Origin of the sequence: Pseudomaricurvus alcaniphilus (assembly GCF_011440395.1) — a bacterium.
In the GTDB taxonomy this organism is placed as follows: Bacteria; Pseudomonadota; Gammaproteobacteria; order Pseudomonadales; family Cellvibrionaceae; genus Pseudomaricurvus; species Pseudomaricurvus alcaniphilus.
The window spans coordinates 103,943-116,007 of the sequence record NZ_JAAOIX010000001.1 but is presented as its reverse complement, the minus strand read 5'-3'; the positions used below and the strand labels follow the sequence as shown (position 1 = coordinate 116,007).

Below are 12,065 nucleotides of genomic sequence, written 5' to 3'. Positions count from 1 at the left end.
GCTGATCACCCCTGCCCGCGATTTTTTTTATTGGTAAACACTGTATGGGTAAACACTGTATGGGTAGTTAGCACTTCATGGATGGCTAACGACATGCTGCTAGCCGTGCAGTTCCGACAGCATCTGCTGGTAATCAGCGGCCGGATAGTGAAACGCCACTGGCCCATCGGCTTTGGCATCCACAAACTGCCGTACATACGGGTCGTTAGAGTGATGCATATCCTCTGCAGTTCCCTCGGCTATTACCGCCCCTGCCGATACCAGGTAGACATAATCGACAATTTTGAGGGATTCCTGCACATCGTGAGTCACCACGATGGAGGTCGCGCCCAGCGCATCATTGAGGGTGCGAATCAGGCGTCCGACAATGGCCAGGGAAATGGGGTCGAGCCCGGCAAAGGGTTCGTCGTACATAATAAGCATGGGATCGAGGGCGATGGCACGGGCCAGGGCCACCCGGCGTGCCATGCCGCCGGAGAGTTCGGACGGCATCAATTTGCTGGCACCGCGCAAACCCACCGCGTGCAGCTTCATTAAGGTGAGGTCGCGAATAAGCGCCTCTGGCAGATCGGTGTGCTCGCGCATCTGGAAGGCGACATTGTCGTACACCGACATATCGGTGAACAGCGCCCCCATCTGGAACAACATCCCCATTTTGCGGCGCAGCTTGAACAATTCGCTGGTGCCCAGGGCAGGTACCGATTGGCCGTCGACGCTGACATCACCACTGGTGGGTTTTAGTTGACCGCCAATGAGCTTCAACAAGGTGGTTTTGCCACAGCCGCTGCCACCCATAATAGACACCACCTTGCCCCGCGGTACCTTGAGGGTGATGTCGTGCAAAATGGTGCGTGCACCGTAGGCAAAATCGACATTGCGAATATCGACGAGAGTATCTGAGCCGCTGCTGGCAGTCATGGTGAACCAATGCCGGGTTATTTATAGCTGCGAGTATGAATCTCTTGGCGGCGCGGCGCAATGGCCCAGGCAGGCTCGGGCATCAGTGTGACTGATTGAATCAGTAAAGGAATGGGGGTAAGCCAGGCAGGCAGACCGAGCACTGGCTTAAGGGGGCTTAATTGGCTGCCCCCCTGTAGTTACTTGTAACTTGTGGCTTACTTGATGTTGCTTACCTGATGTTGCTTACCTAAAGTTACGTACTTGAGGTTACCTGCTTGATCACAGCTGCTTGATTTTACTTGCTTGCCGCCAGGCTGGTGACATTGCCTGCATCTGCGCTCGCTACAGTATTCATTTCGAGCAGAGCTTCGGGCTTGCCCTTGCAGGCCTTGGCCAGCAGTTCGCGGTGCTTCGCAAACAGCAGTCCAATCTCTTCCGCAGCGGCTTCATCCACAGACTTCACTTCCCGCTCGATCACGGCCGTGACGTTGGCTGCAAACTCAAGCATTTTATCGTGTTCATCCGCTGCTTTCTTATCGTCAAACATCTTTCCGTCTCTATCGCACTTCCAAACAGCAATGACTGCCATATGGTTCTCCTCGTTAAATACTGTATATAAATCCAGTATACTGATAAAAATTGCTCGCGCAACAAAATCTTTATTTTGCCACCATCAGCGCCTGTTCATGCTGGGAAAGCTTGCTGGATTTCTTGTCACTATTGAGCAGTTCGTCCAGCGTCAATTGATAACTGGGCGCAAACACTCGTAAAAAGTAGTCGACCTCCGGCAATTGATAACTCTTTAAGCGAGTGACAATATCATCGGCAGCCTTGCTGAACTCCTGATTCCCAGTGGCCAACTCCGCCTGGCACTTCAAGTAGGCGGAGAGTGTATCAGCCGCCTTGATCAATTGTAACTGCTCCCGCGGCAACCCCCCTTCCAGCATTACCGCGGCAAAATCCTGCTTGAGCTCCTCGGGCAACAGGCTCAGCAACTCATGCTCGGCCTCCCTTTCAATGGTCTTGTAAGCCTTTTGGATCGCGGATGAATGGTACTTGATTGGCGACGGCATATCCCCGGTAATCACCTCACTGCAGTCGTGGTAGAGAGCGGCGGTAACCATGGCGTGGACGTCCACTGCACCGCCATATACCCGGTTGCGAATCACCCCGAGGGCGTGGGCAATGGTTGCGACCTCCCAACTGTGCTCCATCACGTTTTCGGGGATGGAGTTGCGCTTCAGGCCCCAGCGCACAATCCAGCGAATTTTACTGATATAGGCAAAGAAATGACTTTTCATGCAAGCTCCCTGTAACTCTCTCAATAAACTCTCTCAATAAAAAGAGGCCAACCAACCCACACCCGGACCAATATGAACCACAACACCTATAGACCCGAGCCACTAAACACAAAGACACACTACTGTATATAGAGACAGTATAACGCGATCCCCACGGCAATCAATGGCCAATCGAATGCCGAGATAGATTCCCCCGTCCCGGGAAAGCAGGCGCCAATAATCTCGTGGTAACTGGCAGGAGAAATGTTACCCTGTAACCCAGTATTGAAACCGACCAGAGAGAAGCCGAATGGCCAAGCCCAACTATTCCTTTGAAAAACGCCAGCGAGACATTGCTAAAAAGAAGAAGAAAGAAGAAAAACGCCAACGCAAAGCCGGCACCGAGCCTGAGACTGAAGAAACCACCAGCCCCGAGCAGAGCGAGGCGATAAAAAACATAGTCTGGCCAACCCAGGATAAAACCGAATAAGAAAGCTCTAACTTCTCCTATTTGATCCTGCACTCCTTTTTTACGAATGCCTTTAGTTGAAATATGAGTAATCTGCCCGTCATCGATGGGGGGAGCCCATTGCGGATCGGCCATATCCCCCCGACCACATTTGGCGGCTGCGAAACTCAACCATTTTTTGCGCAAAAAGACGCGCAAAAAATTGGGATTCAGACAGTCCTTGCCGACTACCCCAAATGTGGTCGGGGGGATAAGCATGGCCTGATTGATCCGCAACGGGCTCCCCCCACCGCTGACTACATTGTGCTTTTTAACGGCAGTGTGATTTTTTATCAGCCAGCTACAGCTCATTTTTTGTCATCCCCGTGTAGGCGGCGGTCCGGCATCCCGGGATCCAGTACGTACTTAAAATCAATGGATCCCCGCCTGCGCGGGGATGACCTTAAATGGGCTGTCTTGCAATTACCAGAATCTCGCTCGATGCCTGGTCAAGGCTCGGTGGGTGTGCCCTGCCAGACCAATCAGGTCGCGTTTAGGCTCTCCGCGCTTTTCGGGTTTTCGCGGACGGATGTTTGAGCGCTAGCGAGTTTCCGGGAGCGCGAAAAGCGCGGAGAGCCTGCGGCCGGTCTGGCAGGGTACACCCACCGGGCCGCCGCGCTAAACCATGTTTTCTTACCAACAATTTGCCAAGCAGAGTACAGCTACTATTGAGACATTAACAAGAGGCCGGGAGCGCGAAAAGTGCGGAGAGCCCGCGGCCGCTCAGGCGGGGCTCACCCACCGGGCCGCCGCGCGACACCCTTACCATTAGCGACACCCAGACCATTACTACCCCTCCCCAAAGCACAACCGTGTCAAAGTCCGCATGCATACTTACATCCACTAACACCGTCAACCACTAGCAGAACCCCGCTAACGCACAGCACCACACCTGACAAATAGACAAATACCCTGCCCCTCGACAGCAACTTCTCAACCAGCACCAACAGCCCCAGACCCACAATCCATACCAGATTCATAGCACCGCCGACAAATAACAGTGTCATAAGCGCCCAGCAACAACCGGTACAATAGACCCCGTGCCGCACACCCATCCGAAACGCACCCAATTTACCCGGCTGCCAATGGTTGGCCATAAACTGCACCGGCGACTGACAGTGGCGCAGGCAAACGGTCTTGAGGGACGAAAACTGGTACAGCCCGGCGCCCAGCAACAGCGCTCCGGACAGGGTCGCACTGGTACTCCACATCATCATACTGTGCACCACGCCCAAACGCTCCAGCCACCATTGCAGCAGCACCGCCATCACACTGAATATTAACCACACCGACAAATAGCCGCCGGCAAAGTTCGCGCTGGCAACCATTGGCGCCTGCCCTGCCCCGTCTGCGGCCGTTGAGTTTTTACGCACCACCCGCGCGTACAACAAAATCATCGGCGCAGCGCTGGGCAACATCATGGCAATCATCATGACCCACCACATCAGCAGCATAATCAAGGCATAGTCGAGGTTCCATGGCATTTGCATGGGGCGCAAGGTTTTGCTGGTGGGAAGCTCCCAAGTGGTCATGGCGAGAGTACTCATCCCGGTACCGGCGCCGGAGAGAATATAGAGCCACGCTAAAATAATGACGATGACCAGCGCCGCCAACGTAAGCCAGCGTGACTGGCGCAGGATGCGCTCGGTGAGTGTAGCGCCCGGCGGGATGGCTTGCATGAGCAGGTTTTTTTAATTAACTACTGTCTGATCACACCGTAATTGTTCAAATGAAGCTCGTTAAACTGGCCGTGGGTATCGGTAAAGGCAAGCTTGATGGGACCGTTGACACTGGTTTTTCCGCTGCCGATCTCTGCCCGATCGTACTCAAAACCATTGTCGATATGAATCTGCACTTTGTGCTCGGCGCCAGTGACCGGATTGACAATGGGCTTGCCAGCAGAATTGACCAGGCCGTCCACCATAACTTTGCTTTTGCGCCTGGGGATATCGATCCTGAGGTCGATGGGCAAGAAAGCCGGCTCGAGAATTTCATCGATAGTTGCGGCAAATACATTCCAGATAGTGGCGCCTGGCTCGGTCTCCTGCCCGGTCATAATGGTAAGCAAGGCATTGCGCTGGTCTTCGGTGCTCTCCTCGTCGATGATTACGAACACCCTGCCCTTGCCTTCATGAATCGGCCCCGGCCACCAGAGGGCAGTTACCGCGCGCAGGCCGCCCAGAGGTGTTTCGGCGAAATGCCCTGATTTGATGTGCATACTGTGGAGGGCTTCGCAGTTGCCGTAGGTGGGCAGTGCATTGAATTGGCAAGGACAGCCATAGGCACAATTGCAGTTGGTAAAACTGTCGCCGTTTATTTCCCAGGGAATCATTGTTTTCGCCTCAGTTTTTGCAAGTTATGCATTTTCGGTTGCAACAACCCCAACCTTAGCTAATCACCTTATGTTTGAAAAACTACGCTTGATACCGGAACCTGGCAAGGGTGTTTAATAGACCGAGTGTGGATATAAACGCAACTGCTGAGAACCAGCCGTTGTTTAGGATGAAAACACCAACTTGGGCTGAATACACCAGCCGGTGCACTTAGCGGCGCAACAGGTTGTCCAGTTCTGCTAATAAGTCCCCGGGCGGGCGCTCGGTATTTATCTGCAGCAACTGGCCGGCGGCCAATTCGTCCGGCGCTGAAAATTTCGCCAGCTGGTCCTGGTAGATGGCCCAGCCGGCGTCTGAAATCGCCTCTGGGTCACGGGCCCGCTGCTGCAGTCGCTCCTTAACCGTGGCGGCACTGCAGTCGCAAAAAACAAACACCACATCCAGCCCCAGCTTTGTCGCCAGCTGCAGTACATCCCGTCGATCCTCCAGGCGCATATAGGAGCCATCCAGCACGACGCCGGGAGCGCCGGATTGCACTGCCTGCTCTGCGCGCAACAGCAGCTCGGCGTAGGTGTCCCGGGTCAATTGCTGGTTGTAGATGCCCTCACCCGGCGGAGCGCCTTTGCGGGCAGTCACGGGGAGCCCCAGTATTTCCTTGCGCACGCGATCGGTGTTCAAGTACACATAATTGTGGTGCTCGGCAAATAAGCGGCCCAGTGTCGACTTGCCAGAGGCGGTCAGGCCAAAAAATACCAGGATAGAAGGCAGGCTCACCGTCAGTTGCCCTCTGCCGCCAGGTAGGTTTGCGCCAGCTCCAAATAGCGGCTGGCCCGCAGTTGGCAGCGCTGCTTCAGGGCGGGATCGTCAGCGCCAGCGCTGAGCAAGGCAACCTTGACCAGCACACAGGCTCGATAACACTTGTAAAAATTGAGCACTTGCAGGATGCCCGGGTCGTTGCTCTGCTCAACCAGACTCTCCACAAACAGTGCGGACAGCCGCTGCAGGCCGTGGAAATCCAGGTCCATGGCCAGGAAGGCGATGTCGCAGGCGACGTCTCCGTAACGAAACCGCTGGTTGAATTCGATACAATCAAAGATATGGATGGGCGTGTCCAGGCAGATATTGCCGGAGTGTAAATCACCGTGACAATCGCGAATATGGCCGTCGGCAATGCGCTGGTCAAATAAATCACTGCGCCGTAAAAATGCCCGGTTCCAGGCTTTAATGGCAGCAAAAGCCTCGCTGTCCAGGTTGGCTTCGGCAATAAACGGCTCTATCTGGTCCGTATTTTCCAATACATTGGTCGCCACCTGCGCGCAGCTGCCAAAACGGTCGATGTCACGGCCGCGATCCGCCCGCTCATAGAACGGCACCAGGATCTGCACCAGTTGTTGAATGTGGCTTGCATTCAGCTCGCCCCGGGCAATGACATTGGTCATCATGCTCTGTTCGGGCAGGCGGCGCATTTTTACCCCGTATTCCACCACCGCACCAGGCCCGTTGAGGCCGACAGTGTTTGCCTCTTCATTGATAGTGACGACATCAAGGTAGATGTCCGGACACAGGCGCTGGTTTAATCGCAGCTCCTCGCGGCAGTAGTGCTCGCGCTGTGCCAGGCTGGAAAAATCCAGGAAGCCAAAGTTGACCGGCTTCTTGAATTTGTAAACGTATTGCCCCGCTAATACCACGTAACTGATATGCGTTTGCAGCAGCTGGATATTCTCCGCCGGATGATCGTAGGCCTGTGCTTGCAGCAGCATCTTCAGGTAGCCTGGCAAGTTATTGCCGGAAGCCATCATAACGTCACTCTCTAATCCGGGTGTTTGGTACTGAGCGTCGCGCGCCAATCAGTTCGATACCACAAATCCGCCGTCAGAATAACATGCAGGCAGAGCAACAACATAAAATTCCAGGCAAAGGCATTGCTCAGCGCAGCATACAAGGTGGGGCTGAGCTGGCCGCTGAGGACATTCGCCAGACCGATCAATATGTCCAGCAACAACAGCAGCCACAGCCATAACAGTCGCCGCCGCACACGCCGCCGCAAACCCGGCTGGCGCAGGGGAAGCCGCTGCAGCAACGCGGTGAACAGCACCTGCGCGAAGAAGGTACAAACAGAAAAGACTGCCACTCCCCAATGCCGGGGCTGGCGGTACAGTGCGCTATCCTCCCCTAATAACAGGACGTGAAAAATCAAGCCCGGGCCGGCCAGCAAGCCCAGTACAACCAGGGCGTTATGCCAGTTGCGCTGCCTGCTACCCAGTTGCCGTAGCCACTGCGCATTGAGCAGCCAGTACAGCATCAGTAACAGCGCCGCCGGAATCATCAGGCCTTTAAAGACGAAGCTGGCCGGTGGTGAACGGCCGGTGGCACTGATGGAGGTACAGCTTTCTATATAAGGAATGCACCAGGCCACCTGGCCGGCGTCGGCAGCGAGCAACCAGGTCAGGTTGATGGTGAGCAGTGGTAGCAAGCCGGCCATATACGCCAGCGGGTAAAGGCGCACTGTTTGTTCTCCTGGTCACTCGCGGTGGCAGCGGGCATCGCCTGGCAAGCAATGTGGGATGTGCTGCTTATTTTCCTGTTTTCGCCTTGATCAGGTCGATCAACACAGTGTCAATTTGGCCATTTTCGTCAAGCTGGTTATCCCGCTGAAAGGCTTTTACCGCAGCGATGGTATTGCTGCCCAGCAGGCCATCGGCCTTGCCGGGAGAGTAACCCAGGGCGCTGAGCCTGCGCTGCACATCGGCTACGTCCGCATTGCTGAGCGGCCGGCTCAGGCGCTCGAGCCAGGTGCCGAAATCGGCGGCTAAAACCGGCAGTGGGCGTCCACTGGCCATTGCAATCAGCCGGGTTGCATCTGCCCCCGGGTTGGCGGTCACCTGGCGTATATCACGGGTTCTGAACTGGTTGTAGACCGCGGCCAGGTAGTCGCGGTCCTGCAGGTAGAGAACCCAGTAACGTGCCAGGGCATGATGCACAGCCTGGTGCTCCATGGAACCTTCTTCCGCGTCCAGTTGTTGCCAGTTCATGCCCAGCAGCTCCGCCACCGGCGGTTGGCCGTGCCAGTAACGTTTCAGGATCTCGCCGCGCCAATTGGGCAGGCCGCGCAAGAACTCGCCTTCCAGCCGGGAAACCTCGTACAGCGCAGCCAGCCCCTCATCCAACCAGGGTGGTATATCGCCAAAGTTGCTGCGCACCAGCAGGTGGGTAAGCTCATGTTTGAGAGTGCCGGTAAACGGTCCTTGCACTACGGATGTAACACTTAAATCATTCCTGAAGGAGTAACCGATGGTGCCCTGGGCAACCTCCAGTGCGTGCAGTTTATCGCCGATGGTGCGCATTTGCCGGCCATCGGGTACGAGGTAGACACTGATAAAGTTGGCGGGCCTGCGCACTTCATAGGTGGTCACAAAAAAATCCAGCGCTCGCTCCAGCAGGCGGCCAATTTCCTGCAGGTCGGCATCACTGTGATTGCTGACACTGCCAATGACAAAGTGGGGACTGGCATACACCGCTGGTTGATAGCCCAGTTTGCGCAGTCGCTGGTCCATGGCGGTGGCAGCCGGGCCGGAGTCGCCCAATTTGAACAGCCGGGCCTGCAACTCCGTGGCGGGTATCTCGCCCCGCGCTTGCAGCGGGTCACCGCCAATGGCGCGGTTGGGACCGTCGACGAAATAGAACATCTTGCCGCGCACCCCCGCGTCTCCGCCGCCGGTTGAACGGCTGCTGAGAAACGCCAATTGGTGGGGTTGGCGCAGATCGGGGCAGACGGTCAATTCTTCATGGATTGCGCTGCGGTTTTGGCTGGACAGCTCGTACACCTGGAGAATATTCAGCAAAAAGGCGCGGCCGAGATCGTCGTCCCCCGGGTGACGACAAAAACTGGTCGCCAGCATGTAGTCCACTTCAATGGTTTTGCCAAAGTCCGTGTCCCGATACTGCAGCAGTTCACTGATCACCTGGGCGTAATTGGCGGCGTGCCACTGCTGACGAATCTCTTCCAGGTTGGCGGCCAGTAGTGGCGCAGCGCCAAGCCATAAGAGGAATAGTGCCGACATTGAGCGTTTCATTGAGCCCCCTCCCCGGAAGCTGCATCGACGCCGTGTCGCAACCTGGCTTCCTCCAGCAAACGGGACATCTGGTCCGCGGATGCCGGCTTTCTGGTACTGGCCGAATCGAGATTCAATTGAGCTGGCCTGGAGGATTCGGTCAGCGGAGCTGCGGTCATAGTGACCGAGGTGTAGATGGGCGCATCCGCAACCTCGATGGGATGGTGAACCATAATCGTAATCAGCATTAACACTGTGCCAAGGGTAACCAGCACAATGCCAGGGGATTGGGTGAGCAGTTGTACCTTCAGGTTACCCGGCTGATTAGCAGGTTCGGAGCTGCCGCTGCCGAGACTTAACTCAGTGGTCGGTTCACGCAGCTTGCCCAGTATAAACACCGCACCAATCAGGGCCAGTATCATGCCCGTTACAAACCCCAGGTAGCGCACCCATACCCGGGCCATCAGCAATACATTCGCCTGGTGGTAGCGCTGCTGCAGTACGTGGGATTCAAGCAGCACCAGCGAGCGCCACTGCTTTTCGACCAGTGTCACTGAAGTGTTTGAGCTGGCCAGTAATTCACTGTTGTCGAGCTGGGGTACTTGCTGAATTTTGCTGTTGAGCTGGTAGAGCTGGTGCATGGTTGCAGCAAAAAAGAACAGGGCCAGAGTCAGCACCAGGCCGGTCATAACCGGTAGCAAGCGCAACTGCCAGCTGTGATCCTGGTTTACCGGGGTTACGGTTGAACCGTTTGTGGCGGGACGGCTTGTTACTGGACCGCTAGTTACTGGACTATTTGTTGCTGGACTATTTGTTGCTGGACTATTGCCCTGCTCCACGTTTTGCACGCCTCCGATTAAGCTGCGCGGGTTCGCTGCAGCCCTGCTCGTCAACTTCTGATGCCAGTCCGGCGAGTATGGATGTCAGGCCGGGTAGTCAACTGCCGCCGGCAAGTACCGACGCCTGTCGAGCATTGTTTCAGGCTTTTGGCGAGTTGTACTTACCCTAACCAATATAGTCACATTTAGCGCTGGTTTCTAGAGGCGTTTCGGCGTTATCCTCACAGACAACCCGTACTGATCGACTTGCCAGTGGTGACAGGTTCATCTGGGGGATGAAGAGATCGGACGGGTACCAGTTAACAGTCCTGGCGATTGTGGTTTTTGCAGGTGGCACATCCCAGGGCATTCAATCTACAATGAAGCTATGAAAAGAAAAAGCACTCTCCAGTTAAGTGCGGTGGTCTGGTTACTGACAAGCCCGGTCTTTGCTGGCCAGGTAATCTCCGACCCGGTATTTACCAGTCAAGATTTTACCAGCCGAGTGCTGGCGCAAAGCAAACCAGCCGCAATCTCTGCGACCGGCATTTCTGCGAACGGTATTTCTGCGAACGGTATTTCTGCGAACGGTATTTCTGCGAACAGTATTTCTGCGAACAGTATTGCAGCGGCGCCAACCTATCCCGCTTCGGGCACTATTGATTCGGGTTCTGCCAGTGCAGCTTTACCGGCTCCCCATTACATAAGCCCAGAATACATAAGCCCCGAATACATAAGCCCCGAATACGAAAGCTCAGCTAATAAAAGCACAGCCTACCAGAACCAGGGCCACTCTAATCTGGACTATTCAAGCCTGGACTATTCAAGCCCTAGTTCAGCTTACCCTGCACTAGCCTACGACGATCAGGTCACCCTGCCCGAGGCCTCGGACATAACCGGGGCAAATCATGCAGGAGCGGACGGAACAGGAGCGGACAGCGCTGGGCCAGCCGGCTCCGCTGACCAGACCGATGACCAAAGCTGGGTCGACGACACCCACTCCTACGTCGCCAATTCGGCCCACGAACTGGCCAACTGGATCGACCACTTCTTTGGCTCCCCCCGGGACGATATCGAATCGGCTTATTCCTCGTTGCGACTGACCTTTGAGAGCGAATGGGAGGAAGGCCAGGGGCGCGACAACGCAGTGCGCCTGCGCGGCAAGGTGCACTTGCCCAGAATCAACGAACGGTTGAGTTTGATTTTTACCGATGAGGAAGGTGAGATTTCCGCCACCGACGAGAATGTCAATCGCGTGGCCGGTGAGACCGAAACCACCCGCCTGGCCTTGCAGTACAAGGCCAAGGAAAAAGGCCGCGCCCGGCTCGACTACCGGCTCGGGTTGCGCTCTTCCCTGAAGCTGCGAGCCAGCGCCCGCTACCGCTACGAAATCCCCTGGGGCGAGCACATTACCCAGCGTTTTGTACAAACGCTGTATTTTATCGACGGCGAAGGCTTCGGCAGCCGCTCGCGCTATGAGTATGACCATCTATTGGGCGAGAACTATTTGTTTCGCTGGTCGAACAATGCCCGCTTTTACGAAAAAAGCGACGGCGTTGAATGGTCGTCCCGATTCCTGCTGGGCCAGCGACGCAATGAAAAGTCCGCCATGTCCTATTTTACCTGGGTCAACGGTGACACCCGGCCGAGCTATTTGACCACCTCTTACGGGCTCGGCGTGCGCTACCGCAAAAACTTCTATCGCCCCTGGCTGTTTTACGAACTGGAGCCCGCCTACGCCTGGAAGCGCGAATTGCCCGAGGATGACCGGGAGGGGGTGCTGATCTTTAGTGTGAGACTTGAAATTGCGGTTGAGCAGTTGCCTAAGAAGAAAAAATAGGTTCACCCTCCCCGTCCGGCGCCGCTCGCTGGCGTCATGCCAGCGCTGCTGCCAAGCCAGCAAGTAACATAAAAATTAGACTAATAGCCTATTGCTGCCAGTGCAGTATCTCCAGTAGAATCCGCGCCCGAGCCTCGGCCCTGGTCGTTGCACGTGTCGCCCCCACATAACTGGTTTGAGTTCGTCATATTCCAGTAACACACCATTATTAAACTTTGTGGCACCAAACTGGTGCAGGCGACGAGGCGTGGTTACCACGCTACCTGTCTAACGTCTTGAAAACACTGCGCTACACCCAGTCTTGTGTTTGGCACGTGGCTTGCAGTGCTTGCCA

12 protein-coding genes are annotated in these 12,065 nt (G+C 55.6%); 2 read left to right on the top strand and 10 right to left on the bottom strand.

The annotated features are described in order from the left end of the window. Positions 1–99 precede the first annotated feature (99 nt). The 3 genes from G8764_RS00510 to yfbR form a co-directional block, all read right to left on the bottom strand. Positions 100–918, bottom strand: coding sequence for an ABC transporter ATP-binding protein (locus G8764_RS00510; protein ID WP_166160825.1), 819 nt, complete (start codon positions 916–918; stop codon positions 100–102). 277 nt (positions 919–1,195) lie between these two features. Then, positions 1,196–1,489, bottom strand: coding sequence for a YebG family protein (locus tag G8764_RS00505; protein WP_166160824.1), 294 nt, complete (start codon positions 1,487–1,489; stop codon positions 1,196–1,198). A gap of 70 nt (positions 1,490–1,559) precedes the next feature. Beyond that, entirely contained in the window at positions 1,560–2,201 is a 642-nt protein-coding gene (gene yfbR / locus G8764_RS00500; protein WP_166160823.1) for a 5'-deoxynucleotidase, read from the bottom strand. 289 nt (positions 2,202–2,490) lie between these two features. Here yfbR and G8764_RS00495 point away from each other — a divergent pair, with 289 nt between their 5' ends. Continuing rightward, positions 2,491–2,670 (top strand): hypothetical protein, encoded by a 180-nt coding sequence (locus tag G8764_RS00495; protein WP_166160822.1) that lies wholly within the window; start codon positions 2,491–2,493, stop codon positions 2,668–2,670. A gap of 833 nt (positions 2,671–3,503) precedes the next feature. Here G8764_RS00495 and G8764_RS00490 read toward each other — a convergent pair. From G8764_RS00490 to G8764_RS00460, 7 genes are all read right to left on the bottom strand, one after another. Then, entirely contained in the window at positions 3,504–4,367 is an 864-nt protein-coding gene (locus G8764_RS00490) for a DUF2182 domain-containing protein (protein ID WP_166160821.1), read from the bottom strand. Positions 4,368–4,387: 20 nt separating this feature from the next. Further along, on the bottom strand, positions 4,388–5,020 hold the full coding sequence (locus G8764_RS00485) for a DUF1326 domain-containing protein (protein WP_166160820.1): 633 nt from the start codon (positions 5,018–5,020) through the stop codon (positions 4,388–4,390). A 211-nt stretch (positions 5,021–5,231) separates the two neighbouring features. Continuing rightward, on the bottom strand, positions 5,232–5,795 hold the full coding sequence (locus G8764_RS00480) for an AAA family ATPase (protein ID WP_166160819.1): 564 nt from the start codon (positions 5,793–5,795) through the stop codon (positions 5,232–5,234). 2 nt (positions 5,796–5,797) lie between these two features. Continuing rightward, positions 5,798–6,820, bottom strand: coding sequence for a phosphotransferase (locus G8764_RS00475; RefSeq protein ID WP_207951616.1), 1,023 nt, complete (start codon positions 6,818–6,820; stop codon positions 5,798–5,800). 11 nt (positions 6,821–6,831) lie between these two features. Further along, positions 6,832–7,527 carry a hypothetical protein gene (locus G8764_RS00470; protein WP_166160818.1) on the bottom strand — a complete coding sequence of 232 codons (696 nt, stop codon included), beginning with the start codon at positions 7,525–7,527 and terminating at the stop codon, positions 6,832–6,834. Between the two features lie 67 nt (positions 7,528–7,594). Further along, positions 7,595–9,094, bottom strand: a complete 1,500-nt coding sequence (locus G8764_RS00465) for a peptidoglycan-binding protein (RefSeq protein WP_166160817.1) — start codon at positions 9,092–9,094, stop codon at positions 7,595–7,597. Continuing rightward, positions 9,091–9,780: a hypothetical protein gene (locus G8764_RS00460; protein ID WP_166160816.1), complete on the bottom strand. Its 690-nt coding sequence runs from the start codon at positions 9,778–9,780 to the stop codon at positions 9,091–9,093. The genes G8764_RS00465 and G8764_RS00460 overlap by 4 nt, the downstream gene beginning before the upstream one ends. A 499-nt stretch (positions 9,781–10,279) precedes the next feature. Here G8764_RS00460 and G8764_RS00455 point away from each other — a divergent pair, with 499 nt between their 5' ends. After that, complete coding sequence (locus G8764_RS00455; protein ID WP_166160815.1) at positions 10,280–11,731, top strand: hypothetical protein; 1,452 nt, start codon at positions 10,280–10,282, stop codon at positions 11,729–11,731. Positions 11,732–12,065: the final 334 nt, after the last annotated feature.